This window comes from Palleronia marisminoris, from assembly GCF_900172315.1.
Classification (GTDB): Bacteria; Pseudomonadota; Alphaproteobacteria; order Rhodobacterales; family Rhodobacteraceae; genus Palleronia; species Palleronia marisminoris.
This window is the reverse complement of record NZ_FWFV01000007.1, coordinates 92112-116580: the sequence shown is the minus strand read 5'-3', so window position 1 is coordinate 116580 and position 24469 is coordinate 92112. Positions and strand designations below refer to the sequence as shown.

Here is a 24469-nt window from a genome sequence, read left to right as displayed (position 1 = left end):
TGCGGCAATCCGTTTGTCGCGACAGAATCGGAGGCCCGTTCGCAGATGAGTTTCGCACCGATAGTCGTCGGCAGCGGTCTGGCCGGGTGGTCGATCCTGACCCGGACGCGCGAAACGCAGCAGGCCGCCTTCGATCGGTCGCCCGTGATCGCGGGCGACGTGGCTGCCTTCAAGGAAAAGATCTCGTCGATCGAGACCTCGGATCAGCTTCTGGACGACCGCCGGCTGCTCCGCGTGGCCCTGGGTGCATTCGGCCTCGACTCGGATATCAACAACAGGGCCTTCATAAAGAAGGTCCTCGACTCCGACCCTGCGGACGAGAGATCCTTCGCCAACCGCCTCAGCGACAAGCGATATCTCTCTCTCGCTCAGACCTTCGGTTTCACCGGCACGGAGGGGCCCCAGGTCTCGGGGTCGGCCGTCTCGGGCGATCTGAAGGAGCGGCTGAAAGATGTTGCGACTCCCGACGACCTGCTCTCTGATCCGGTCCTTCTGCGCCTCACGCTGAAGACTTTCGGCCTTGAGAGCGACGAGAAGAACACGTATTTTCTGCGTTCAGTTCTAGAGTCCGATCCTGCGGATCCGACCTCTTTCGCCAATCGGCTGAGCGATCCGAAATATCTGAAGATGACCACGGCGCTCGATTTCGCGAACCGTGGCGCCGTCGAAGTCGGGTTGTCCGGTTTCGTCGCAGAGTTCGAGGCCGCGGCCGGGACTCTCGGTACCGTCGACGACCTTCTGAAGAACGAGCGTCTTCTTAACGCGACCCTCGACGTTTTCGGCCTCGACCGCAGCAACGACATCTTTCTGCGCGATGTGCTGACTTCGGATTTGACGGACGAGACGTCGTTCGTGAACCAGTTGCCGGACAAGCGCTACAAGGCGCTCTCGGGCGCGTTCAACTTCGGCGGCCCGGCCGTGACCGGCGAGACGCGCGCCGAGACATTCGTCGCGGCCGTCGCAGACAAGCTGAAGACCATCACCGAACCGCGTCAGGTCATCAGTGACCTTGCTGTGCGCGACGCGACCGAGGATTTCTTCGGCCTTGACGAAGCTTTCGCACCGTACGGCGTCGACATCCTCGGCAGGCGCGCGTTGCTTGACCGCATCCTGACGTCCGACCCGACCGACCCCAAGTCCTTCGTCGGCCTCAGCCCCGACAAACGCTACTATGCCGCATCCCGCGCCTTCGGGTTCAACATCCCCGAGCGGACCGAGCGCGCCTATCCCGATGGTTTCGCGGACCAGATCACGCGCCGCTACGCGGACCGGCAGTTCGAGATCGGCGTGGGGAACTCGGACCAGAGCATGCGGATCGCCTTGTCCCTCGAGCGTGAGCTCACGAGCATTGCGGAAAGCGGGTCATCCGCCGCGGCGCAATGGTACACCGTGATGTCCAGCCCGCCGCTCCGGCAGGCTTTCGAGACCGTGTTCAACTTCCCGTCGAGTTTCGCCGCACTGGATGTGGATCAGCAGCTCTCGCGCTTCATGGAACGGTCAGAGGCCACCTTCGGCACATCCAAGGTTTCGGACTTCGTCAACTCGGACAAGCTGGACGAACTGACGCGCCGGTTCCTGATGTTCAGCGCGATCGGTACTGCGCAAAGCGGGTTCACGCCAGCCAGCGCCGCATTGTCCATTCTATCCCGCGGGGCAAGCTGACCGGTCGATCCGGTCCCCCAGACGTGAAGCTGCGTTGACACGCACCCGGGCGAAACGAGATAAGCGGGCGGCAACACAAGGGGGAGCTTCATGAAGAAGGTCTACGACACGGCAGAAGCCGCACTCGACGGACTGCTGCGCGACGACATGCTGATCGCGGCCGGCGGATTCGGATTGTGCGGCATACCTGAACTGTTGCTCGAAGCGATCCGCAAGTCCGGCGTCAAGAACCTTACCTTCGCGTCCAACAACGCGGGAGTGGACGATTTCGGCATCGGCATTCTTCTCGCGACGCGGCAAGTGAAGAAGATGATGTCGTCCTATGTGGGCGAGAACGCCGAATTCATGCGCCAGTACCTGGAGGGAGAGCTCGAGGTCGAGTTCAACCCGCAAGGCACCCTCGCCGAGCGGATGCGCGCCGGCGGCGCCGGAATCCCGGGCTTCTACACCAAGACCGGCGTCGGCACCCAGATCGCCGAGGGCAAGGAGCACAAGGAGTTCGACGGCGAGACCTACATCCTCGAGCGCGGCATCATAGCGGACGTGTCGATCGTGAAAGCCTGGAAGGCCGACGAGACCGGCAATCTTGTCTTCAGGAAGACGGCCCGCAACTTCAACGTGCCGGCCGCCACCTGCGGAAAGATCTGCGTCGCCGAGGTCGAAGAGATCGTTCCCCGCGGCAGCCTTGACGGAGACGAGATTCACTTGCCTGGCATTTACGTCCATCGCCTGATCCAAGGCGCGCACGAAAAGCGGATCGAACAGCGCACCACGCGAAAGAAGGAGAACGCTTGATGCCTTGGGATCGCGATCAGATGGCCAAGCGGGCCGCGCAGGAACTCGAGGACGGCATGTATGTGAATCTCGGGATCGGGATTCCGACGCTCGTGGCCAACTACATCCCCGACGGGGTCGAAGTGACGCTGCAATCGGAAAACGGGATGCTTGGAATGGGTCCTTTCCCGTTCGAAGGCGAGGAGGACCCCGACCTCATCAATGCCGGAAAGCAGACGATCACCGAAATTCCCAAGACGGCTTATTTCGACAGCGCCACCTCATTCGGCATGATCCGCGGCGGCAAGATCGCGATGGCGATTCTCGGCGCCATGGAAGTGGCCGAAAACGGTGACCTGGCGAACTGGATGATCCCCGGCAAGCTGATCAAGGGCATGGGCGGAGCGATGGATCTTGTGGCGGGCGTGCAACGCGTCGTGGTGGTGATGGATCATCAGAACAAGAAGGGAGAGTCGAAGCTGCTGAAAGCCTGTTCGCTTCCCCTGACCGGGACCGGGGTGGTCAAGCGCATCATCACCAATCTCGGCGTGCTCGACGTGGTCGAAGGTGGCCTCAAGATTGTCGAGACCGCACCTGGTGTGAGCGAAGACGACATCCGCGCCGCGACCGAAGCTACGCTCGTCGCCTGACGCGCGAGCCTGTGGCGGCGGCGGATTGCCGGCGTCACAGACAACCAGGAGCAAAACGGTGACGTCTCCGGAACGACTCCGGCACGGGGCGACTGACGGTCAGTCTGACGCCGCCATCCTTTCGTCAACGAATACGCAGCCATCCGAGATCAGAACCGGGGGCGTCGCGCAAAGCCCCCGAGCCACGGCGAACGCGGCGAGCACCTTGGGCACGTAGTCTCGCGTCTCGGCGTATGGCGGCACACCTCCGTGCCGTTCGACGGCCCCCTCACCCGCATTGTAGCCCGCGAGCGCCAGGATCGGGTCGCCTTCGAACCGTCTCATCAGCCAATCCAGATAAGTGATTCCGCCGCGTATGTTCTGCCGCGGGTCGAAGCTGTCGGTCACGCCGAACCGTGCTGCGGTGGCGGGCATCAACTGCATCAGCCCCTCGGCTCCTGCGCCCGAAACCGCTTCGACCTGCCCTGCCGACTCCACAGCGACCACCGCGAGAGCCAGGGCGGGGGAGACCTTCGTCCCGACGCTTTCGGCAAGAAAGGTCGGGCCATAGCGATCCGCTATCAACTTCAACGTGGCCAAGCGGGGGCCGCCCGGACCACTGCGGGAGTTGTTCAAGGTGGCAATAACCTTGTCGAGCCCGCCGGGGCCGATGCCGTTGATCGGGATCGTCTCCCAGAACCAACCGAAGTTCCCGATCGCCTTTTCAACGGAACCAGAGTGGGGGTCGGAATCGGTCGCGGGCAGTTTTGCCGGTGCGACTTCCAGCAATCGCGCCTGCTCCACCGGGTCGATCTGAACATTGATGCGAGGCTTGCCCTGCGTTGGCAGACCCACACGCTTGAAGGTGAAGTCCCTGAGCGGCAGCACATCTTCGGCCTGCACCGGATAGCTCAATGCACAGAGAAGCCCGATCGCGGACGCCAGAATAGTTTTCATGGGACTGCTCGTCGGTTTGCTTTCCCCGAGCTACTCAGCTTTCGCCTGAACGCCCAATACTTTTCACCGTCTACGCGCAACATTTTCGGGCAAAGCTGCAGACGTGACGCAGAGGGCGAACTTTCCCGCGGAACCATCTGCGCTTCTCTCGACATTGTCGCCTCGCTCGCGCCTCAGCCACGCCAGCACAGATCCTCGAAAGATCTCTTAGCGGGTCTGAATGGTTGATTATTGAGGACTCAATGAAACTGCCCGATTCCCGCCTGAATTCGGCGGGGCCACGACCTCAATGCTCTCGTCTATCGGTCTGGAAATCCATTCATTCCCAAACGGAGCTTAACGATGAACATCTCAAACGAAGTCGGATTCTTCGTTGCGAGCGAGAATGGTGCGGTGAGCGTGGATTGGGTCGTCCTCGCTGCTGCTGGCGCCGGCCTCGCCATCTCGGTTCTGGCCACGGTGGGCCCCTTTTCTTCAGAGGCGCATTCGAAACGAGTTAGCCACGTCGCGGCCCACACGTCAGCGTACAATCCGACCTTCCCCTAAGATTCCGTCGTAGGCAGAGGAGCCGACCCGTGAATCCCAGAAAAGGCCGGAACGCCGCCCAAAACGCGCCCTAATCCCCAATCAAGTTACCACCATGCCCCGGACAACAGCCGCAGGGGCGATCAACCAGGAGCCAGAATTCATGAAACTCTTCAAGCTTGCCAAGACCTTCCGCAACGACGAAGACGGTGCCGTGACCGTCGACTGGGTCGTGCTGACCGCCGCCATCGTGGGCCTCGGCATCGCCGTTCTTACTACGATCAGCGGCGGCTTGACCACGGCGGCTACCAACATCGCAGCGGACATCACTAAAGCTGACGGTCTGGGCGACACCACGGTCTCCGAATAATCTCGATCCATAATGCAATCTTGCGGCGCTCTGCGATCGGCAGCGCGCCGCATTGTCTCATGAGGTTCCGCAGTCGCAACGCCAGACTCATCTTCAACGGATGAGTGCGCAGATCCATTGCGTTGCGACGTCGCAGGCGTCGTTTCGCCTCAAAGAGCAAATGCACAATGTTCGATCGCCCAGCGGGGAACTCTGCTCCATGCGCATCATCTTCGCCGCCGTCTTGCTTGCCGGTCTGAGTCTGGCCAGCTTCGCCGTCTTTCTTGCGAAGGACTACATGTCGACCCTTCAGGCAGACCAAGCCACCGCCGTCCCGATGACCAAGGTGATCGCCGTGAAGCGCGACGTCTCCTATGGCGAACCACTCGCGAAGGACGACCTGAAGTTCATCGAACTCCCTACCGGGAACATCCCCGCCGGCATATTCACTGATGTCGATGCCATGTTTCCCGAAGGCTTCGACGTGCAGCGCACTGTCTTGCGCGCGATGGCCACCAACGAGCCTGTGCTCGCAATCAAGGTCACCGGTCCCGGCGAGGATGCGGGCGTCGCCACCCGGCTCAGCGAGGGGATGCGGGCCTTCGCCATCCGGGTCGACGTGGCCAGCGGCGTGTCAGGTTTCCTGCGGCCGAATGACCGCGTGGACCTCTTCTGGACGGGAGCCCTGCCCGGGAAGAACGGCGAGGCCACGCGACTGATCGACACAAACGTACGGATCGTGGCCGTGGACCAGTCCACCGACGCCGAACGCAGTCAGGCCGTGGTCGCGCGCACCATCACCGTCGAGGCGACGCCGCGCCAGGTCGCCTCTTTCGCCCAGGCGCAGTCGTCGGGCAGCCTTTCGCTGGCGCTTGTCGGAGCCCTGGATCAGAGCGTGTCGGAGATGGTCGAGATCGACCAGCGCGAGCTTCTCGGGATTATCGACGAACCTGTCGTGGCCGAAATCCCGAGGCCGAAGACCTGTTCGATCCGCACCCGCCGCGGGTCCGAGGTCGTGGAAATGCCGATCCCCTGCACGAACTGACGCGCTGGAACCGGCCGGCGGCAGGGTGTTGCGCCAGATCCGCAGTCCATCGGCGGGTCCATCGAACGATTGTCAAAGATCGCCTCGCCCCCCATGCTCCTTGAAAGGCGGGCGCCAGATCCGCATCGGAGTGATCACAGAGGCAGATCACATGAGCATGAAGACCGCCTTCAAGGCCATCGCAATTGGCCTGATCTTGGCGCTTGCGCCGGTGTCAGCGCAGTACGGCTTCGCACAGAACCTGCGGGTTCTGTCGAACGGCACGTCGTCTGCCCTGCGCGTTCCCATGAACCGTGCGGTCGTCGTCGAAAGCGATGTTCCCTTCGCCGAATTGTCGATCGCGAACCCCGCGATCGCCGACATTTCGACGCTGTCCGACCGCACCGTGTATGTCCTCGGAAAGACTCCCGGACGCACCACCCTCACGCTGTTGAACGCCGAAGGCCGGCTGATCACGAACGTCGACGTGCAGGTCGTTCCCGATATCGCCGAGTTCAAGGAACGCATCGACCAGATCCTGCCCGGAGAGGGGATCGAGGTGCGCACGGCCAATGACGGCATCGTCCTGTCCGGCACCGTGTCGAGCATCATCTCCTTGGATGCCGCGCTCGAGCTGGCCGAACGTTATTCCCCGGGCCGCGTTTCCAACCTGATGAGCGTCGGCGGCACCCAGCAGGTCATGCTCAAGGTGCGGTTCGCCGAGATGTCGCGGTCGGTCTCGAAGACGCTTTCTTCGTCGATCGCCGTGGCCTCGAACAGGTTCCGCGGCGAAACGGGCACCTATCTCGACGGGGCCAACGGAATCGGCCAGGACTTGACCGTGGGGTCCTCCAGCCAAGGCGCCTTCGGCTTCAGCTTCGGGGGCAACTCGCTGCGGCTGGAGGTCCTTCTGGAAGCGCTCGAGAGCAAGGGCGTCGTGCGCACCCTCTCGGAACCCAACCTTACGGCTTTGTCGGGGCAAGAGGCGAGCTTTCTCGCCGGGGGTGAGTACCCGGTTCCCGTGCAGGACGACGACGGGATTTCCATCGAGTACAAGGATTTCGGCGTCGAGCTGAATTTCCTCCCGCGTGTGCTTGCGGACGAGGTCATCAATATCGAATTGAACGCGGCCGTCTCGAGCATCGACTCGAGCATCGGCGCGACCCAGTCCGGGATCAGCGTGGACGGCTTCTCGCGCCGCGAGGCACAGACCACGGTCCAGCTTCGGGACGGCGAAAGTTTCGCCATCGCAGGCCTGCTCGAGGACGATTTCCGTGATGTGAGCGCGCAGGTCCCCTTTCTCGGGGACATTCCGGTTCTTGGCGCGCTGTTCCGCTCGGCCGAGTACAATCGCGATCAGACCGAGCTCGTCATCATCATCACTGCGCATCTCGTGTCGCCGGTCCGTGGCGAGGCCCTTGCCCTGCCGACCGACCGCGTGACCCTGCCGACCGAGCGCGAGTTCTTCCTCTTCGGCAAGGTCGCAGGCGACGGTCCGACCGGCGCGGCCGGCGAAATTGCGCGGCAGGACTTCTCGGGCTCCTACGGCTACGTAATGGAGGATTGAATGGCCGCGCGGACGATCCCTTCCGCAATCGGCGTCGCCCTCCTGACACTGGCCGGCTGCGGCGAGACGACTGGCGTGACGACCTGGAACGCGCCGCTCGGTTCCGAAGTGGACGAAGGCGGGTTCGGCAACGCCACGATGAACAACATGATGGTCCAGTCCGGCAGGATCGGGCAGGTCGAGGGGCTCAACAACCGCTTCTCGACCGAAGTCGTGTCGGTCGTGACGTTTGCCTTCGACAGTGCGACCCTGAGCCCGCAGGCTCGTGCCGTGATCGCCCGGCAAGCCGCCTGGATCCGCCGATTCCCCGAGGTCAGGTTCCGCGTATACGGCCATACCGATCTGGTGGGATCGGACGCGTACAATTTCGCCCTGGGGCGGCAACGGGCAGAGGCTGTCGTCGGCGAACTCGTGCGCAACGGCGTCAACCGCGCGCGGCTCGAAGCGTTGGTCTCCTTTGGCGAGACCCAGCCCCTGATCGTAACGCAGGGGCGCGAGCGGGCGAACCGCAGAACGGTCACAGAGGTATCGGGCTTCGTCGGCCGCGGGGGCGACTTGTTGTACGGCAAGTACGCCGAGATCATCCTGCGCGAGTGGATCGAGAGCGCCACTTACGTACCGCAGCTCGACCCCGCTTCAATCACCGGCGCTGGTGGTGAAGCCGCTCAGTAGCGTCACTCCGGACCGTTCGTGAATGCCGGAGAATGGCGACGCTTCAGCCTCATTGTCGCCCACATTTCGCGTAGTCTCACAACTCTGACCCACGACCTGTTCTCCGAGAACTCGGATGTCAGCCGCGGCAACAAGGGGTGACGATACGACATGACGAATGTGGCTCTAGCCGAAGACCTGGCGCCGATCCGTGCATGTACCGTGTGCCGGGACATCCGGAACTTCGACCTTCTGATCGAGGACATGGAAACCACGTTCGGGGAATCATGGGGCGACTTGTCCTATGCCGACGCGACCATCTTCCTGGCACAGCCCGATGCACGATCGCTCGAGGTGCTCGTACTTGCCATCGACCCGGACGACGAACCCGAGGTGGATGCCATCGGGACGACGATCCGCACGGCCATCGCCCACGACGTCAAGGTGATCCTGATCGCCGAGGAGGTCTCCCCCCTCGTCCTGCACCAGCTTCTGAAGCTCGGCGCGACCGAGTTCGTCCCGTACCCCCTACCCGACGGCGCGTTGGCCGACGCCATAGCGCGTACGCGGTCCGCCCCCGCTCTCGAACCGATCACCGCCGCAAGCGAGATCGTCCGCGCCAAACCGGGCAAGGGCGACCGCAACGGCGTCGTCCTGCCGGTCCATGGTCTGGCCGGTGGCGTCGGCGCGTCGACCTTCGCCGTCAACCTGGCAAACGAGCTCAGCCTGCTGAGTGGGAAGCAGAAGCTGCGCGTCTGCATCCTGGATTTCGACCTGCAGTTCGGCGCGGTCGCGAGCTATCTCGACCTGCCGCAACGCGAGGCAGTGGTCGAGTTGCTGTCGGACACCGAAGCGATGGATGCCGACCAGCTGTTCCAGGCCATGGTGTCCCATGACGACCGGCTGCATGTCCTGACGTCTCCGGCCGAGTTGGTCCCCCTAGACCTCATCCTGCCCGAAGACGTGGAGCGCATCCTCGATCTCGCCTGCGCCCAGTTCGACTACGTGATCGTCGACATGCCGAGCACGGTTGTGCAGTGGACCGAAACCGTGCTGGCCCGCGCCCATGTCTATTTCGCGCTGCTGGAACGCGACATGCGCTCTGCTCAGAACACCCTGCGCCTCATCCGTGCGCTCAAGGCGGAAGAGCTGCCCTCCGAGAAGCTCCGCTTCGTCATGAACCGCGCACCCAAGTTCACTGACCTTGCCGGCCGCACTCGGATGAAGAAGCTGGCCGAAAGTCTGGGCGTGTCGATCGACGTGCAACTGCCCGATGGTGGCAAGGCCGTGACCGAAACGAACGATAGCGGCCTGCCGCTTGCCGCCGCCGCTCGGAAGAACCCCCTGCGGAAGGAGATCGCCAAGATCGCCGCATCGGCGCATGAGCTGAACCGCAACGTGGCCGAAAGCTGAGGATCAGATGTTCTCGCGTTACAAGAAGCCCGATCCCAAACCGATCGTCCCGCCAAGCGCTCCCGCCCCCGCGAGGGCCGAGCAGCCTAGACCGATGGAGCCAGCCCGCAGGCAAAGCACCGTCGCCGCGACGCCCCCCGCGGTTGACAAGGAGAAGCGTCGCAAGGAAAAACTCGGCGACATCAAGGTGAAGCTCCACCGCGAGCTTCTGGACAACCTGAACCTCGCCGCCCTCGAACAGGCGGCCGAACAGGACCTCAAGGCCGAGATCACGGCCATCGCCTCCGAAGCCCTGGCCGAAATGGGCGTCGTGCTGAACCGCGAGGAACGCAACACCCTCAACCAGGAGCTCTATGACGAGGTGAAGGGCCTCGGCCCGCTGGAAGCGCTTCTGAAGGATGACAGCGTCAACGACATCCTGGTGAACGGCCCGCACCGCATCTTCGTCGAACGCGCGGGCAAGCTGCAACTCACGGACATCACCTTCAAGGACGAGCGCCACCTTCTTCGCATCATCGACAAGATCGTCTCGGCCGTTGGTCGCCGGGTCGATGAATCGAACCCCTATGTCGACGCCCGCCTCGCCGATGGATCGCGCTTCAACGCCATGGTGCCGCCGATCGCGGTCGATGGCAGCCTCGTCTCGATCCGAAAGTTCAAGAAAGAGAAGCTGGGCATCCGCGACCTCGTGGATTTCGGCGCCTTCTCGGAAGAGATGGCGCTGTATCTCGAGGCCGCCGTCTCGACCCGGCTGAACGTGATCGTCTCGGGCGGCACGGGATCGGGCAAGACGACGACGCTGAACGCGCTGAGCTCGTTCATCGACAACTCCGAGCGCATCCTGACGATCGAGGATACCGCGGAACTCCAGCTACAGCAGACCCATGTCGGCCGGATGGAGAGCCGCCCCGCCAACGTCGAAGGCAAGGGCGCTGTCAGCCAGAGGGATTGCTTGAAGAACGCGCTGCGGATGCGTCCCGACCGCATCATCGTGGGCGAGACCCGCGGTGAAGAGGTCATCGACATGCTGCAGGCGATGAACACCGGCCATGACGGCTCGATGACGACGATCCACGCCAACTCGTCCCGCGACGCCGTATCGCGCCTTGAGAACATGATCGCGATGGCGGGGATCGAGATGCCGCTGAAGGCCGTGCGCTCGCAGATCGCAAGCGCCGTCCACCTGATCGTGCAGGCCACCCGCCTGCAGGACGGATCCCGCCGGATGGTCTCGATCACCGAAGTCACGGGGATGGAGGGCGACGTGATCTCGATGCAGGAAGTCTTCCGCTTCCAGCGGACCGGGCTGACGCCGGACAACAAGATCCTCGGTCACTTCACCGGGACCGGCGTGCGCTCGCACTTCGCCGAGCGGTTCCGCATGTGGGGTTTCGACCTGTCGCCCGAAATCTACGACGTCGTGAAAGGGTGAACGGATGCAGATCCCCGTCGAACTGATCGTCTACGGCGTCATCTTCGTGGCCGTCCTGCTGCTCGTCGAAGGCATCTACCTGACAGCCTTCGGCAAGTCGATCTCGCTCAACAGCCGGGTGAACCGCCGGATCGAGATGCTCGAGAAGGGCAAGGGGCGCGAACAGGTGCTCGACCAGCTCCGCAAGGAGATGACCCAGCACATGAACGGCCAGAAGCTGCCGATCTATGCGCTGCTGGCCACGAAGGCACAGAAGGCCAACATCGCCTTCACGCCGACACAGCTGATGATGATCATGGCGGTGCTGTCGATGGTCGCCTACGTGGCGCTGACCCTCGGGACCGGGGCGGATACGCCGATCAGGATCGTCTGCGCGGTCGCCATCGGCGTCGGCGGCGTCGTCGTCTGGGTCAACAACAAGGCCAAGAAGCGCATGGCGATGATCGAAGAGCAGCTTCCCGATGCGGTCGAGCTCATGGTGCGGTCGCTCCGGGTCGGGCATCCGTTCTCGTCGGCCCTCGGCGCCGTCGCGAAGGAGGTTCCCGATCCGCTGGGATCGGAGATGGGCGTGATCGCGGACGAGGCCGCCTATGGTCGCGACACCGGCGAGGCGCTGAAGGCGATGGCCGAGCGGCTGGACATGCAGGACCTGCGGTTCCTCGCCGTCGCCGTGACTATCCAGCAGCAATCGGGCGGCAATCTGGCCGAGGTGCTGGACGGCCTGGCCAAGGTGATCCGCTCGCGGTTCAAGTTGTTCCGCCGCGTGAAGGCCATCACCGCCGAGGCGAAATGGTCCGGCATGTTCCTGTCCGGCTTCCCGGTGGTCGCGATCATGGTCATCATGATGATCAAACCCGACTATTTCGACGACGTGAAGCAGACGGCATATTTCGTCCCCGCCTGCCTCGTCGTCGCAGGGTTCCTCGTGGTGAACCTGTTCGTCATGCGCTCGCTCGTGAACATCAAGGTCTGAGGCCCCCATGGATGCGATCACCACCCTTCTCACCGACCTGTTCGGCCCGCTGGGGCCCCTGATCGTTCCCGGATTTCTCGCCTTCGTCCTCCTGGCCCTCGGCGGCGTCCTCATGGTCAGCAGGCGCCCGGACCCGATGGACAAGTTCGCCCGCAGGGCGAAAGAGGCGCGCGCGCGCCCCGAAGGCCAGAGCCTCCGGCGCGATGGTGGAAAGGTGGACAAGCTCGAGCGCTATTCGACCTTCCTCGAGCCGCAGGACGCCGAGGAATTCTCGGCCATCAAGCTCAAGCTCGTGCGCGCCGGCTACCGTGGCCAGAAAGCGGTCCGCGTGTACCATTTCGCTCAGTTCTTCCTCGGGATCACGTTCCTTGCCCTTGGCCTTGCCTACACCCTGCTCGTCTCGGCAGATGGCGAGATGAGCATGAATTCCATGATCCTCTACACGCTCCTTCCGGGTGGGGCGGGGTACATGCTTCCGAAATACTGGGTTACCAAGCGCCTTCAGCAACGCCAGGAAGAGATCACCAACGGCTTCCCCGACTCGCTGGACATGATGCTGGTCTGCGTCGAGGCCGGGCAATCGATGGACCAGTCCATCGGGCGGGTCGCGCGCGAGATCCGGGCGGGATATCCCGCCCTGGCCGACGAGTACGAAACCGTCACGCAGGAGATCCGGGCGGGCAAGGACAAGGCGCAGGTTCTGAAGGACATGGGCGAGCGTGCGGGCGTGACCGACGTGTCGAACTTCGTGACCGTCCTGATCCAGTCGGCGGCCTTCGGTACTTCGATTGCCGAAGCCTTGCGGGTCTACGCGGCCGAGATGCGGGACAAGCGCGTGATGCGCGCCGAGGAGAAGGCGAACACCTTGCCTACGAAGATGACGCTGGCCACGATGATGCTGACGGTCCCGCCGCTGCTGATCATGCTGCTCGGCCCGTCGGTCTACAATATCATCGAGACTTTCGCCAAATTCGAGTGATGACCCGCCTCGCCCCCCTCCTCGTCGCTTTCGCGCTAGCCGCCTGTGGGGGCATGCCCGGAATGGACGGTGGCGCGGAAGCGGTGGACGAACTGACCGTCGGCAACCGTCTGATGAAGGCCGGTGAGTTCGAGCTCGCGCGCAAGGCCTATCTGCGCGAGGCGGCCGAAAGCGGCATGACGCCCGAGGTGCTGACCGCTCTCGGAACCTCGTCGCTTCGGATGGGCCGGCTGGGTCAGGCAGAGGATCTGTTCCGGCGCGCGATCGAGGCCGATCCCACCTTCGTTCCCGCCCTCAACAACCTTGGCGTCGTCCTGATGGAGACCGGTCGCGTGGCCGAGGCAGAGCTTCAGTTCAGGGCCGCCTTTGCCGCCGACAGTGGCCAAAGTGACGACATCCGCGCCAATCTCACTCGTGCGCTGTCCAAATTGGGGACCGATGCTTACACTGAACCCGAAAAAGAGAGCTTCGCCCTCGAAAGGCGCGGGAACGGCAGCTACCGGCTTGTCTCGCCCGGCTGAGGAAACGGAGTCGTTTTCGAGCAGCAAGGACGCACCCATGCGCCACACCCTCATACTCGCGCTCTGCCTCGGCGGAGTCATGACGCTGTCGGCCTGCGGCGGTAGGTCGGGCAACGCGGATGTCGATCGCGCCCTGAAGGACCTGAACGTCGTCGACTCGGCAAATCTGAACCAGGTCATGCTGGCGTCGTCGGATCCTCGCGAGGCGGTCCAGTATTTCCGCAAGGCCGTCGCCGACAATCCCGACCGGATCGACCTGCAACGCGGGCTCGCCCAAGCCTTGATCCGCGCCAAGCAGCCGGGACAGGCCGCCAGCGTCTGGGCCCGTGTGGCCGAAAGTCGCGGGGCCGAACCCGATGACCGTCTGGCGCTTGCGGACGCGCTGATACGCTCGGACGACTGGGCCTCGGCCTCGGCGCAACTCGCGCGTGTCCCGGACAGTCACCGAACGTTCCAGCGCTACCGGCTCGAGGCGATGATCGCCGACAGCCGGGGAGACTGGACCGCGGCGGACAGCCTCTATCAGACGGCCGTTGGCCTGACGACGCAGCCGGCCGGCACGCTGAACAACTGGGGCTTCTCCAAGCTTAGCCGGGGGCAGCCGACCGAGGCTGAGAGCCTGTTCGCCGAGGCGCTCAGCTACGAGCCCGGCCTGTTCACGGCCAAGAACAACCTCGCCCTGGCCCGCGGGTCCCAGCGCAACTACGAGCTGCCGGTCGTTCAGATGTCGCAAGTCGAACGTGCGCAGCTTCTGCACACCCTCGCGTTGTCCGCGATCAAGCAGGGCGACGTCTCGGTTGGCGAGGGTCTTCTGCGCGACGCGATCGACACCCATCCGCAACATTTCGACGCCGCGCAGGTGGCGCTCGACGCGCTCGGCTCCAACGTGACGAACTGATGCCGCTGCCGGTCGATTTCGCCCTGCCTGACCGCGCGGCAGCGATCTTCTTCATCCTCACGCTTCCGGCCTGCGGCTGGGTGGCGCTGTCGGACCTGCGCCACATGAAGATCCGGAATGCTGCTGTCCTGACGCTGGCGGCAATCTTCCTCGTCATCGGTCCGCTCGTCCTGCCGCTCGACCTGTACTTGTGGCAGATCGTGCAGGGGCTCGTCATGCTGGCGGTCGGGTTTGCCCTGAACCTGGCCCGCGCGATGGGGGCGGGCGACGCCAAGTTCCTTGCGGCCGCGGCTCCCTTCGTCCTCCTTCCGGACGCCTATGCTGTTCTGGTTCTGCTGTCGGTGATGTTGCTCATGGCGGTCGCGCTGCACCGTAGCGCCCGGCGCATCCCGCAGGTGACGCGCCTCGCGCCCCGTTGGAAAAGCTGGGGCGCACGGAAGTTCCCGATGGGCCTTGGGCTCGGGCCGACCCTGTCGCTGTATTTGGCGGTAGCTGCCTTCGGCTGATCGCCATTCGGCCACATTCCGGGCACAGGCATTGCGCAACATCCGCTTGGAAGACACGGGGGATGATCCGATGAACATTCCGACGCCGCCTCCGGTAGAGCCGCCTGCGCCGCGCACGCTCGACGCCGTCGGCCTGCCGATCGTCATGATGCGCGACATCCTTCTCAAGACGGTATTCCGCACAAACGCCGCAACCACGAGCGAGATCGCCCGCACAATCGCCCTGCCGCTGGGCACCACGCAGGCCCTCATCGACCTGGTGCGCGAGCAGAACCTGTTGGAAGCGCTCGGCACGCTCCGCGCCACCTCGACCGGCGAGATGGAGTTCCAGCTGTCCGACACGGGCAAGGCGCGCGCCCTCGATGCCCTCGGCCAGTCCGAGTATTTCGGCGCGATGCCCGTCCCCATGGCCACCTATGCCGAGCAGGTGGAACGACAGTCCATCCGCAACATCACGATGACGCGCGAGCGGCTGACCCAGGCGATGGGTCACCTCGTCCTGCCGCCGACGCTTCTCGACCAGCTTGGCCCGGCAGTCGGTTCCGGCCGGTCGATCCTGATGTACGGCCCTCCCGGCAACGGCAAATCCTCGATCTCGAACGGAATTCGCGACGCCCTAGGCGATTCGATCTACGTCCCCCGGGCGATCGAATACGCGGGGCAGGTCATCACCGTGTACGATCCGATCGTCCATACCAGCGTCGAGCAGGACATCCACGCCGACACCTCGCTCCGACTGCGCAAGCGGCATGACGCGCGCTATGTCCTGTGCACGCGGCCGACCGTCATCACCGGGGGCGAATTGAAGCTCGACATGCTGAACCTCGTCTACAACCCGGTCGCGCGGACCTACCAGGCGCCGTTGCAGCTGAAATCCACCGGGGGCGTCTTCATCGTCGACGATCTCGGCCGTCAGGAAGAGCCGCCGCAGGCCCTCATCAACCGGTGGATCGTGCCGCTCGAGGAATCGAAGGACATCCTGTCCCTGCAATCGGGCGAGAAGTTCGAGGTCCCGTTCGACACGCTCGTGATCTTCTCGACGAACTTTCACCCGAACAAGATCTTCGACAAGGCCGCGCTGCGCCGGATCTTCTACAAGATCAAGGTCGACGGGCCCAGCCAGCAGGACTTCCTGAGGATCTTCGCCATGGTCGCCAAGAAGAAGGGGATGCCGCTGGACGAGCCGTCGCTCGTTCACCTCGTGCGAAACCGCTTCCCCGAGATCGGCAACGCATATGCAAATTACATGCCGGTCTTCCTGATCGACCAGATCCTTTCGATCTGCGCGTTCGAGGGGATTCCAAACCAGATGACGCCCGCACTGATCGACCGCGCCTGGGCCAACCTCTTCGTCGAGGACGGCGAGGTCGAACACTAGCGCCGGAACGTGTCCAGCGCATCGCCGACCGGGACATCCCCGTCGGTTAGCTCGACAGCTTCCCATCGGAGCCACGGCCGCTCGAGCACGGCCGCGATGGCGGCTGCCACGTCGCCGCGGGCGACGTCACCATAGGGCGCCACGCGCGCCGCCGTGACGGCTCCGTCGCCGTCCTCGCTGATCAATGTGCCCGGCCGCAGGATCACCCAGTCGAGGCCGGAGCGCGCGACCGCAACATCGGCGCGTTTCTTGCAGGCCATGTAGTGCTCGAACGTGTCCGAGACCTGACGGGCCCGTCCCGCCTCGGGGAATACCGAGACCACCACCAGGCGCCCCACCCCCTCGGCCTGCATTGCCTGCACCATAACCTCGGGTGCGTCGCCATCGATCCTGGAGGCCTGCGCCTCGCCAGCACCGCCGGCCCCGGCTGAGAACACCACCGCGTCCATCCCCCGGACCGCCGCCCGGTAGTCCGCGACCTGCATCTCCATCAGGTCGCCCGCATGGGGCGTCGCGCCCTGCCGCTGCAGCGCCTTGGCCTGCTCGGGGTGGCGGTGCAGCCCGTGCACCTCGTGGCCGCTCTCGACCAGCATGGGCACGAGGCGCGATCCGACGCCGCCCGTCGCACCGATCACGAGAACCTTCATGGGCCAATCCTCCTCTGTCGCATGGCGAATGGTCGGGCACGCCCCTAGGTTCCGGATCATGAGCGCCCTGCCCCCCCGATTCCACGACTGGTTCGCCACCCGCGGCTGGACCGTGCACCCCCACCAGCAGGACATGCTGGATCGCGCCGACGAGCCATCGCTGCTGCTGATCGCGCCGACCGGCGGGGGCAAGACGCTCGCTGGCTTCCTGCCCAGCCTCGTGGATCTGGCCGATGGCGAGCGCACGGGGCTGCATACGCTCTACGTTTCGCCGCTGAAGGCGCTCGCCACCGACATAAGGCGCAACCTGACCCGCCCGGTCGAGGATATGCGCCTGCCCATCCGGATCGAGGACCGCACCGGCGACACCAGCTACACCCAGAAACGCCGCCAGCGCGCCGACCCGCCGCATATCCTGCTGACCACGCCCGAGAGCCTCGCCCTGCTGCTGTCCTACGAGGACGCGCCGAAGATCTTCGCGGGCCTGCGTCGCGTGGTGGTGGACGAGATCCACGCCCTCGCCGAGTCGAAGCGCGGCGATCAGCTGATGCTGGCCCTGTCCCGCCTGCAGGCCCTGGTCCCCGATCTGAAGCGCGTCGGCCTTTCGGCCACGGTCGAGGATCCGGCCGCCATCGCCAGCTTCCTCGCCCGCCATCCCGATCCCTGCCCGATCCTTTACGCCGATCCCGGCCCCGACCCCGACATCGCGATGCTGGAGACCGAGACCCCCGCCCCTTGGGCCGGCGGCGGCGGGCGCTACGCCATGCCCGAGGTGCTTGAGCAGGTGCGCCGCCACCGCACCACGCTGATCTTCCACAACACCCGCGCCCAGGCCGAGTTGTTCTTCCACGACCTCTGGCTGCAGAACGAGGACGCGCTGCCCATCGGCATCCACCATGGCTCTCTCTCGCGCGAGCAGCGCACGAAGACCGAGGCCGCCATGGTGAACGGAGACCTGCGCGCCATCGTCTGCACCGGCTCTCTGGACCTCGGGATCGACTGGGGCAACGTCGACCTCGTGATCCAGATCGGCGCGCCGAAGAACGTCAAGCGGCTGGTCCAGCGGATTGGCCGGGCGAACCACCGCTACAACGCGCCTTCCAAGGCGCTGCTGGTCCCCGCGAACCGGTTCGAGATCGTGGAATGTGTGGCCGCGCTCGAGGCCGTGAAGGCCCGCGACCTCGACGGCGACCCGCGCGGACCGGGTCCCCGCGACGTGCTCTGCCAGCACATCCTGATCCGCGCCGCCTCGGGTTCATTCACGGACATCGACCTCTTCCGCGAGGTAAAGACGGCCGGGGCATACGCCAGTCTCACGCGCGCGGATTTCGACCGTTGCCTCGATTTTGTCGCCACGGGCGGCTACGCCCTGCGCAGCTACGACCAGTGGCAGCGGCTGGTCGAACGCGACGGGCTCTGGCAGCTCCGCGACCCCCGTGGGGCGCTGCGGATCAGGCAGAATATCGGCACGATCATGGACAGCGACCTCTTGAAGGTGCGTCTGCGCGGCCGCCGCGGCACAGGCGGCACACCCCTGGGTGAGGTCGAGGAAGGCTTCGCGGCCACCCTCACGCCCGGCGACACGTTCCTGATGGGGGGCGAGGTGGTGCGCTACGAGGGCCTGCGTGAGATGACGGTCGAGGTCTCGCGCCGTCCCGAAAAGCCGCCCAGGATCGCGACCTTCATGGGCACCAAATTCGCCACCTCCACCCAGCTCAGCCACCGCATCCTGCGCATGTTCGCCCAGGACGACTGGCCCGAACTGCCACCAAGCACGCGCGACTGGCTCCACCTGCAACGCGAGCGCTCTCGCCTGCCCGAGGCCGACCGCCTGCTGGTTGAAAGCTTCCCCTTCTTCGGCCGCGCCTACACCTGCGTCTACGGCTTCGCCGGGCGCAACGCGATGCAGACGCTCGGCCTTTTAGTCACCGCCCGCATGGAGGCCGCCGGCCTGCACCCCCTTGGTTTCGTCTCGACCGACTACGCCACGTTGATCTGGGGCCTCGACCGCGTAACCGACCCCGCCCCCCTGTTCGACAGCGACGACTTGCGCGCCGCGTTCGAAACCTGGCTCGGCGGCAACGCCGTGATGAAGCGGACCTTCAAGCAGTCGGCCGTCATCGCCGGGCTGATCGACCGCCAACTCCAGGGGCAGCGCAAGAGCGGCAAGCAAGCGGCGTTCTCCTCCGACATCCTCTACGATACGCTGCGCCGCTACGACCCCGAGCACCTGCTGCTCGACATCACGCGCGAAGAGGCGCTGAAGGGACTCGTCGATTTCGGTCGGATCGAAGAGATGCTGGCCCGCACCGCCAGCCGCATCGACCATGTGACGACCGATCGCCCCACGCCACTGGCCGCGCCGCTGTTCCTCGAGGCCGGCCGGGTTCCGGTCGAGGGCGCGGGGACCGAGCGCCTTCTGGCCGAGGAAGCCGCCCGCCTGATGGAGGGCGCGGGCCTCCAGATCACGCGGGAGGACGAGCGGCGCTGGCGCGTCCCGTTCTGACCCTTGCTCCGGTTCCGGCGACCGGTTATCCGCTCGGTCCGCCTTGCGACGGGGATCGGGATGCCTATAGAACGCAACATGAACTTCTGCGATTTCCAGCTATCCGGCGAAACGCTGCGTATCCTGTCGACGGGCGCCCTCTGGTGGCCGGCAGAGGCGACGCTGGTCGTCTCGGACCTGCACCTGTGCAAGTCCGAACGTGTCGCCCGCCGCTCCGGCCAGATGCTTCCCCCCTACGAGACGCGCGATACGCTCGCCCGGCTCGACTCGGACGTGCTGGCGACGAAGCCCGCGCGCGTGATCTGCCTTGGCGACAGCTTCGACGACGACGCGGCCCGCGAGGGGCTGGGCGATGCCGAAACGCTGTGGATTTCGCGAATGCAGGCCGGGCGCGAATGGGTCTGGATCGCGGGCAACCACGATCCGGCGCCCGTCGATCTGGGCGGAACCGCCAAATCCGAGCTTCTGGCCGGCCCCCTCACGTTCCGCCACATCGCGACCCCTGAACAGGGCGAGATCAGCGGGCATTATCATCCGAAGGCGCGCCTTGCGCTTGGCGGCAAGATGGTCTCGCGCCCCTGCTGCCTGCATGACGGGCGTCACGCGATCTTGCCGGCCTATGGGACCTATACCGGCGGCTTAGATTGGACGTCGCCGGCGCTGGCGTCGCTCTTGGCGCCGGGGGCGTGCGCGATCCTCACCGGCCGCCAGCCTTGCGCCGTCCCCGTTCCGCAGCGGGCGCGTGCATGATCCGGAAATGAGAAACGCCGCGCTGCAGGTGCAGGCGGCGTTGCTTCTGACTGCGACTGGCGCGTGGGTTATCAGATAAGGACCAAGGCGGCCAAGGCGATTCCCGTCAGCAGGCCGGCGTGGATGGCAACGATTGCACTCGTCATGTCAAGACTCCATTGCGTTTGACTGCTCAATGAAGCGGAGTCTCGCCCGGTTCCCTCACCAATCCGTTATCGCGAACAGGAAGGGCGGAATTCGTGGAAGAGCGCGTATCCTGCACCGGCCTTGCAAAAGTAAAGGGCCGCTTGCGCGGCCCTTCGATATTCAGGTCGGTTCAGGCTCCAGCCCGCTATCGGGCTTGGGCCGGGTTTTCGTCTTCGGGATCGACGCGATGGACGAGGTGTTGCCCTGGTCCGGCGTGTCGTCGTCATCACCACGGTTCAGAGGCTCACCGTTGATCACCTTCTGGATCTCCGGACCGGTCAGCGTCTCGTATTCCAGCAGTCCCTGCGCCAGACGCTCCCACCCGTCGCGCTGCTCCGTCAGGATGCGCTTGGCGGTCTCGTAGCCTTCGTCGATGATTTCCTTGACCTTGTCGTCGATCAGCTTCTGCGTATCGGCCGAATGGTTCGTCCCGCCCGAATAACCGCCGAGGTAGGACTGCTGCTCGTTCGCGTAGTCGACGTAGCCGAGCTCTTCCGTGAAGCCGAACTGCGTGACCATGGCGCGGGCGATCTTCGACACCTGTTGGATGTCTGAGGATGCGCCGCTGGTGACGTTGTCGCGACCGAATTTCAACTCTTCGGCGACCCGGCCCCCCATCGCCATGGCGATCTTGGACTTGTACTTCGTCAGCGTCACCGAAAGCTGGTCACGCTCGGGCAGCGACAGGACAAGGCCAAGGGCGCGGCCGCGCGGAATGATCGTCGCCTTGTGGACGGGATCGTGCTGCGGGACGTTGAGGCCGACGATGGCGTGGCCCGCCTCGTGGTAGGCCGTCAGCATCTTCTCGTCCTCGGTCATGACCATGGATCGGCGCTCGGCGCCCATCATGACCTTGTCCTTGGCGTTCTCGAAGTCTTCCATGGTGACGAAGCGACGGCCCACGCGCGCGGCCATCAGCGCCGCCTCGTTCACGAGGTTGGCCAGATCCGCACCCGAGAAACCGGGCGTGCCGCGGGCTATGATGCGCAAGTCCACGTTGGGACCGAGCGGCACCTTGCGCGAGTGCACGCCAAGGATCTTGTCGCGCCCCTTGATGTCGGGGTTCGGCACCTGGACCTGGCGGTCGAAGCGGCCGGGACGCAGAAGCGCGGGGTCGAGCACGTCGGGGCGGTTGGTCGCCGCGACGATGATGATGCCCTCGTTCGCCTCGAAACCGTCCATCTCGACCAGAAGCTGGTTCAGCGTCTGCTCGCGCTCGTCATTGCCGCCGCCATAACCCACGCCACGCGAGCGACCAACCGCGTCGATCTCGTCGATGAAGACGATGCAGGGCGCGTTCTTCTTGGCCTGCTCGAACATGTCGCGCACGCGGCTGGCACCGACGCCCACGAACATCTCGACGAAATCCGACCCCGAGATGGTGAAGAACGGAACGCCGGCCTCACCCGCGACGGCGCGGGCCAGCAGCGTCTTACCGGTGCCCGGAGGACCTACCAGCAGTGCACCCTTGGGGATCTTGCCGCCGAGGCGCGAGAATTTCTGCGGGTTGCGCAGGAATTCGACGATCTCTTCCAAGTCTTCCTTTGCCTCGTCGATGCCAGCGACGTCGTCGAAGGTGACGCGGCCATGCTTCTCGGTCAGCAGCTTGGCCTTCGACTTGCCGAAGCCCATGGCCCCGCCTTTGCCACCGCCCTGCATCCGGTTCATGAAGTAAATCCAGACGCCGATCAGCAACAGGAACGGCAGGAAGGTCATCAGGATCGTCGTGAAACCCGACTGCTCCTGAGGCTTGGCGTTTACGGTGACGTCGTTGGCGATCAGCCGATCCGTCAGCTCGCCGCCCTGGTCGGGGCGAACCGTCGAATAATCCTGCCCGTCCGCACCGCGGAAGAGGACGCGTTCGCCGTCGAGCGTCACGCTGTTGACCGCGCCGCTATCGACCTGCTCGACGAACTCGGAATAGCTCACCGACCGGGCGTTCAGAGAGGACTGGCCACCGGAAAAAAGATTGAACAGGGCCAAGACCAACAGGAAAAGAACGACCCAGAAAGCGATGTTACGCGCGTTGCCCAAGAATACCTCCTGAGGTGGGACTTGCAGGGCCGCCGGATCCGGCACCCTAGGCTGAGGCACTAAATAGACATTGCGCCCAGTGATTCAATTGCCTCGTGAGAGTGAGGCCATTTGGTCGCGGAATACCGCTACGTCAACCACCCAACCATTGCCGAGCCCCGCCTCGGGTGCGGCGACCAGCTCGGTGCCGGCCCAGACCCCCGGCGTGGACAGCAGGGCAGCCCGCGGACGCCCCGTCGCGCGCCAGTCCGGACAGGCCGCAAGCCCCTCGGACCCGAGCGCCCTCACGGTCAACCCCGCCGCGTGCGGACCGTCGAGGCGCCAGCGTCCGTCCCAGAGAGCCGTGGTCGCTGTCACAACGCCTTGGACGGCGGAGAATTCGCGGGTCAGAAGCGCCCCCTCGGGCTGGGGAAGCAGGTGCACTCCGGCCAGAGTCGCCGGACGCCCCGCCCGGGCAGCCGTCATGACACGCGCCAGATCGGCACGGCGCGGTGGATACGGCAGCCGACCCATCCATCGGAATGCCGCCGCGTGAAGCCGCCTGACCAGCTCTTGCGGGGCGTCGAAGGCGGCGGCCGAGACCAGCAGATCCCCGCGCACCTGCCGCACCGTCCGGTTGACGAGCTCCAGGAGGCCCGCGTCCAGCGCCGCTCGCGCCTCGCCCATCTGCGCCGCGACATCTGACAAGCAACCGGCGTCGATCCCCAGGGGCCCCAGCGCGGCCAGCGCCTGCCGGGCGCGGGTGCGCTCGAACGCGCGGTCGTCATTGGTGGGGTCGTCGATCCATGCGATGCCCCTATCCCGCAGGAAGTCCCTCAGACCGGCACGGGATTGGTCCAGTAGTGGCCGGAGGAAGGTCACGCCGCCGTGCCGGAACGCGGGTTCCATGGCCGATAGCCCGTCCACCCCGGCCCGTCGCGACAGGCGCATCAGGAAGGTCTCGGCCACGTCATCCTGCGTATGCCCCAGAAGGACTGCCGACAGACCTTGCGCTTCGGCCCAGGCGGCGAGTGCGTTCAGCCGGCCCTGCCGCGCCATCGCCGGCAGGTTCCCCGCCCCGTCCCAGCGCCAAGCCAGCGTCTCGTGCCCTACCCCTCGTGCCGCGCAGAACCGGGCGACCTCTGCCGCTTCGGCCGCGCTTTCGGGGCGCAGTCCGTGGTCGACCGTGGCGACCCGCAAATCAGCCCCGGCCTCGATCGAGGCAACCAGCAACGCCATGCTGTCGCCGCCCCCGGACACCGCAACCCCGACGAGGCCGGGGGTGCTGTCCAGCGCGGCCGCAACCGCGCTGGCGGGTGTCACGAACAGGCGAGCCGAGACCTGGCGGCCGTCGCCTCCGCCGCTGCCGTGCTTCCGGGGAAACGCTCGGGCACTTCGCCAAGGGTCGCGCAGGCATCGGCCCGCTGCCCCAGCTCGTCGAGCTTCAGCCCCAGTTGCAGCAGCGCCTCGGCCGCGCGCGCGCCTTCCGGCTGGCCCGAGAACGACTCGAGATACGCCCGCGCCGCGCCGGCGTTGTCGCCCAGCTCGCTCAGCGCGCGACCACGCAGGAAGTGCGCCTCACCGGTCAGCGGGCCGCCCGTGTAGTTCTGGGTAAAGGTCTCAAACTGGTCTGCGGCGCTGCGAAAGCTACCGGAGTCGAGGGCCTCCTTCGCCCGGTCGAACGCCGCCTGTTCACCGATGGCCATCTGCGCGCCGTCCGTCACCGGCTCGGCCGGTGCGGGCGTGGCGGGGGCGTCGCCGCCAAGGGGCGGGGTCTCGCCAAGGGACGCGAAATCGCAGCCCTCCTCGATCTCGCAGAGCCGGAAGCGCAGGTCGCCGATCCGGTTGGTGCCATCGGACACCACCCGGTCGATCCGGTTCTCGATCTCTTCGGTGCGGCCGGTCAGGCGCCGCAGTTCAGCCTCCATCGCGTCGATCCGTTCGAGCGCGCCGGTCCCCTCGAGGTTGAGGTTGGGCGCCCCCGTGGTGGACAGCTCGCGCTTGAGGGATTGGACCTCGGTGAACAGTACCGAGATCTGCTGCTTGAGGTCGGCAAGCGTCTGAGCGTCCTGCGCCATGGCGGCGCCGGGGATCAGAGCGGCCGAGAGGATCAGCGCACGCAGCATGGG

The 24469-nt window shown here is 65.2% G+C and carries 23 protein-coding genes; 18 read left to right on the top strand and 5 right to left on the bottom strand.

The features are described from left to right. The first annotated feature begins 45 nt into the window (after nt 1–45). The 3 genes from PAM7066_RS12745 to PAM7066_RS12735 all read left to right on the top strand — a co-directional run bounded on the left by PAM7066_RS12745 (nt 46) and on the right by PAM7066_RS12735 (nt 3086). Nucleotides 46–1662, top strand: coding sequence for a DUF1217 domain-containing protein (locus PAM7066_RS12745; protein WP_085854596.1), 1617 nt, complete (start codon nt 46–48; stop codon nt 1660–1662). A 90-nt stretch (nt 1663–1752) separates the two neighbouring features. Further along, nucleotides 1753–2457, top strand: a complete 705-nt coding sequence (locus PAM7066_RS12740) for a CoA transferase subunit A (RefSeq protein ID WP_085854595.1) — start codon at nt 1753–1755, stop codon at nt 2455–2457. Further along, nucleotides 2457–3086 carry a 3-oxoacid CoA-transferase subunit B gene (locus tag PAM7066_RS12735; protein WP_085854594.1) on the top strand — a complete coding sequence of 210 codons (630 nt, stop codon included), beginning with the start codon at nt 2457–2459 and terminating at the stop codon, nt 3084–3086. Before PAM7066_RS12740 ends, PAM7066_RS12735 begins: the two co-directional genes overlap by 1 nt. A 99-nt stretch (nt 3087–3185) precedes the next feature. Here the strand turns inward: PAM7066_RS12735 and PAM7066_RS12730 are convergent, their stop codons facing one another. Next, nucleotides 3186–4022 carry a lytic transglycosylase domain-containing protein gene (locus PAM7066_RS12730; protein ID WP_085854593.1) on the bottom strand — a complete coding sequence of 279 codons (837 nt, stop codon included), beginning with the start codon at nt 4020–4022 and terminating at the stop codon, nt 3186–3188. Between the two features lie 342 nt (nt 4023–4364). Here PAM7066_RS12730 and PAM7066_RS12725 point away from each other — a divergent pair, with 342 nt between their 5' ends. The 13 genes from PAM7066_RS12725 to PAM7066_RS12670 all read left to right on the top strand — a co-directional run bounded on the left by PAM7066_RS12725 (nt 4365) and on the right by PAM7066_RS12670 (nt 16238). Then, on the top strand, nt 4365–4568 hold the full coding sequence (locus PAM7066_RS12725) for a hypothetical protein (RefSeq protein ID WP_085854592.1): 204 nt from the start codon (nt 4365–4367) through the stop codon (nt 4566–4568). Between the two features lie 142 nt (nt 4569–4710). Then, nucleotides 4711–4917 (top strand): Flp family type IVb pilin, encoded by a 207-nt coding sequence (locus PAM7066_RS12720; protein WP_085854591.1) that lies wholly within the window; start codon nt 4711–4713, stop codon nt 4915–4917. A 199-nt stretch (nt 4918–5116) separates the two neighbouring features. Then, the gene (gene cpaB / locus PAM7066_RS12715; protein ID WP_085854590.1) at nt 5117–5941 is read left to right on the top strand and encodes a Flp pilus assembly protein CpaB; all 825 of its coding nucleotides are present in this window, start codon (nt 5117–5119) and stop codon (nt 5939–5941) included. Between the two features lie 151 nt (nt 5942–6092). Then, nucleotides 6093–7487: a type II and III secretion system protein family protein gene (locus PAM7066_RS12710; protein WP_090929009.1), complete on the top strand. Its 1395-nt coding sequence runs from the start codon at nt 6093–6095 to the stop codon at nt 7485–7487. Beyond that, nucleotides 7488–8159, top strand: a complete 672-nt coding sequence (locus PAM7066_RS18670) for an OmpA family protein (RefSeq protein ID WP_090928993.1) — start codon at nt 7488–7490, stop codon at nt 8157–8159. A gap of 150 nt (nt 8160–8309) precedes the next feature. Beyond that, nucleotides 8310–9551: a CpaE/TadZ family protein gene (locus tag PAM7066_RS12705; RefSeq protein ID WP_085854589.1), complete on the top strand. Its 1242-nt coding sequence runs from the start codon at nt 8310–8312 to the stop codon at nt 9549–9551. Between the two features lie 7 nt (nt 9552–9558). Next, a complete protein-coding gene (locus PAM7066_RS12700) occupies nt 9559–10983 on the top strand; it encodes a TadA family conjugal transfer-associated ATPase (protein ID WP_085854588.1) in 1425 nt (474 codons plus the stop codon). 4 nt (nt 10984–10987) lie between these two features. After that, nucleotides 10988–11956 (top strand): type II secretion system F family protein, encoded by a 969-nt coding sequence (locus PAM7066_RS12695; protein WP_085854587.1) that lies wholly within the window; start codon nt 10988–10990, stop codon nt 11954–11956. 7 nt (nt 11957–11963) lie between these two features. Continuing rightward, complete coding sequence (locus PAM7066_RS12690; protein ID WP_085854586.1) at nt 11964–12935, top strand: type II secretion system F family protein; 972 nt, start codon at nt 11964–11966, stop codon at nt 12933–12935. Beyond that, a complete protein-coding gene (locus PAM7066_RS12685; RefSeq protein ID WP_085854585.1) occupies nt 12935–13456 on the top strand; it encodes a tetratricopeptide repeat protein in 522 nt (173 codons plus the stop codon). The genes PAM7066_RS12690 and PAM7066_RS12685 overlap by 1 nt, the downstream gene beginning before the upstream one ends. 37 nt (nt 13457–13493) lie before the next feature. Then, nucleotides 13494–14354 carry a tetratricopeptide repeat protein gene (locus PAM7066_RS12680; RefSeq protein ID WP_085854584.1) on the top strand — a complete coding sequence of 287 codons (861 nt, stop codon included), beginning with the start codon at nt 13494–13496 and terminating at the stop codon, nt 14352–14354. Beyond that, nucleotides 14354–14860: a prepilin peptidase gene (locus tag PAM7066_RS12675; RefSeq protein ID WP_085854583.1), complete on the top strand. Its 507-nt coding sequence runs from the start codon at nt 14354–14356 to the stop codon at nt 14858–14860. The genes PAM7066_RS12680 and PAM7066_RS12675 overlap by 1 nt, the downstream gene beginning before the upstream one ends. Before the next feature lie 70 nt (nt 14861–14930). Next, nucleotides 14931–16238: a DUF8689 domain-containing protein gene (locus PAM7066_RS12670; protein ID WP_085854582.1), complete on the top strand. Its 1308-nt coding sequence runs from the start codon at nt 14931–14933 to the stop codon at nt 16236–16238. Here the strand turns inward: PAM7066_RS12670 and PAM7066_RS12665 are convergent. Further along, nucleotides 16235–16885 (bottom strand): SDR family oxidoreductase, encoded by a 651-nt coding sequence (locus tag PAM7066_RS12665; RefSeq protein ID WP_217639964.1) that lies wholly within the window; start codon nt 16883–16885, stop codon nt 16235–16237. The genes PAM7066_RS12670 and PAM7066_RS12665 overlap by 4 nt on opposite strands. Before the next feature lie 58 nt (nt 16886–16943). Here PAM7066_RS12665 and PAM7066_RS12660 point away from each other — a divergent pair, with 58 nt between their 5' ends. Further along, complete coding sequence (locus PAM7066_RS12660; protein WP_085854580.1) at nt 16944–19391, top strand: ligase-associated DNA damage response DEXH box helicase; 2448 nt, start codon at nt 16944–16946, stop codon at nt 19389–19391. Nucleotides 19392–19469: 78 nt separating this feature from the next. Then, nucleotides 19470–20141, top strand: coding sequence for a ligase-associated DNA damage response endonuclease PdeM (pdeM, locus tag PAM7066_RS12655; RefSeq protein WP_085854579.1), 672 nt, complete (start codon nt 19470–19472; stop codon nt 20139–20141). A gap of 306 nt (nt 20142–20447) precedes the next feature. Here the strand turns inward: pdeM and ftsH are convergent, their stop codons facing one another. The 3 genes from ftsH to ybgF all read right to left on the bottom strand — a co-directional run bounded on the left by ftsH (nt 20448) and on the right by ybgF (nt 24466). Beyond that, entirely contained in the window at nt 20448–22361 is a 1914-nt protein-coding gene (gene ftsH / locus PAM7066_RS12650; RefSeq protein ID WP_085854578.1) for an ATP-dependent zinc metalloprotease FtsH, read from the bottom strand. An 84-nt stretch (nt 22362–22445) separates the two neighbouring features. Next, nucleotides 22446–23663, bottom strand: a complete 1218-nt coding sequence (gene tilS / locus PAM7066_RS12645) for a tRNA lysidine(34) synthetase TilS (protein ID WP_085854577.1) — start codon at nt 23661–23663, stop codon at nt 22446–22448. Then, nucleotides 23660–24466, bottom strand: a complete 807-nt coding sequence (gene ybgF / locus PAM7066_RS12640) for a tol-pal system protein YbgF (RefSeq protein ID WP_085854576.1) — start codon at nt 24464–24466, stop codon at nt 23660–23662. The genes tilS and ybgF overlap by 4 nt, the downstream gene beginning before the upstream one ends. Between the last annotated feature and the right edge of the window lie 3 nt (nt 24467–24469).

Excerpts from the sequence above, each read along its gene's own strand:
- PAM7066_RS12745 (WP_085854596.1), top strand. The coding sequence starts at position 46 with ATGAGTTTCGCACCGATAGTCGTCGGCAGCGGTCTGGCCGGGTGGTCG.
- PAM7066_RS12740 (WP_085854595.1), top strand. The coding sequence starts at position 1,753 with ATGAAGAAGGTCTACGACACGGCAGAAGCCGCACTCGACGGACTGCTG.
- PAM7066_RS12735 (WP_085854594.1), top strand. The coding sequence starts at position 2,457 with ATGCCTTGGGATCGCGATCAGATGGCCAAGCGGGCCGCGCAGGAACTC.
- PAM7066_RS12730 (WP_085854593.1), bottom strand. The coding sequence starts at position 4,022 with ATGAAAACTATTCTGGCGTCCGCGATCGGGCTTCTCTGTGCATTGAGC.
- PAM7066_RS12725 (WP_085854592.1), top strand. The coding sequence starts at position 4,365 with ATGAACATCTCAAACGAAGTCGGATTCTTCGTTGCGAGCGAGAATGGT.
- PAM7066_RS12720 (WP_085854591.1), top strand. The coding sequence starts at position 4,711 with ATGAAACTCTTCAAGCTTGCCAAGACCTTCCGCAACGACGAAGACGGT.
- cpaB (WP_085854590.1), top strand. The coding sequence starts at position 5,117 with ATGCGCATCATCTTCGCCGCCGTCTTGCTTGCCGGTCTGAGTCTGGCC.
- PAM7066_RS12710 (WP_090929009.1), top strand. The coding sequence starts at position 6,093 with ATGAGCATGAAGACCGCCTTCAAGGCCATCGCAATTGGCCTGATCTTG.
- PAM7066_RS18670 (WP_090928993.1), top strand. The coding sequence starts at position 7,488 with ATGGCCGCGCGGACGATCCCTTCCGCAATCGGCGTCGCCCTCCTGACA.
- PAM7066_RS12705 (WP_085854589.1), top strand. The coding sequence starts at position 8,310 with ATGACGAATGTGGCTCTAGCCGAAGACCTGGCGCCGATCCGTGCATGT.
- PAM7066_RS12700 (WP_085854588.1), top strand. The coding sequence starts at position 9,559 with ATGTTCTCGCGTTACAAGAAGCCCGATCCCAAACCGATCGTCCCGCCA.
- PAM7066_RS12695 (WP_085854587.1), top strand. The coding sequence starts at position 10,988 with ATGCAGATCCCCGTCGAACTGATCGTCTACGGCGTCATCTTCGTGGCC.
- PAM7066_RS12690 (WP_085854586.1), top strand. The coding sequence starts at position 11,964 with ATGGATGCGATCACCACCCTTCTCACCGACCTGTTCGGCCCGCTGGGG.
- PAM7066_RS12685 (WP_085854585.1), top strand. The coding sequence starts at position 12,935 with ATGACCCGCCTCGCCCCCCTCCTCGTCGCTTTCGCGCTAGCCGCCTGT.
- PAM7066_RS12680 (WP_085854584.1), top strand. The coding sequence starts at position 13,494 with ATGCGCCACACCCTCATACTCGCGCTCTGCCTCGGCGGAGTCATGACG.
- PAM7066_RS12675 (WP_085854583.1), top strand. The coding sequence starts at position 14,354 with ATGCCGCTGCCGGTCGATTTCGCCCTGCCTGACCGCGCGGCAGCGATC.
- PAM7066_RS12670 (WP_085854582.1), top strand. The coding sequence starts at position 14,931 with ATGAACATTCCGACGCCGCCTCCGGTAGAGCCGCCTGCGCCGCGCACG.
- PAM7066_RS12665 (WP_217639964.1), bottom strand. The coding sequence starts at position 16,885 with ATGAAGGTTCTCGTGATCGGTGCGACGGGCGGCGTCGGATCGCGCCTC.
- PAM7066_RS12660 (WP_085854580.1), top strand. The coding sequence starts at position 16,944 with ATGAGCGCCCTGCCCCCCCGATTCCACGACTGGTTCGCCACCCGCGGC.
- pdeM (WP_085854579.1), top strand. The coding sequence starts at position 19,470 with ATGAACTTCTGCGATTTCCAGCTATCCGGCGAAACGCTGCGTATCCTG.
- ybgF (WP_085854576.1), bottom strand. The coding sequence starts at position 24,466 with ATGCTGCGTGCGCTGATCCTCTCGGCCGCTCTGATCCCCGGCGCCGCC.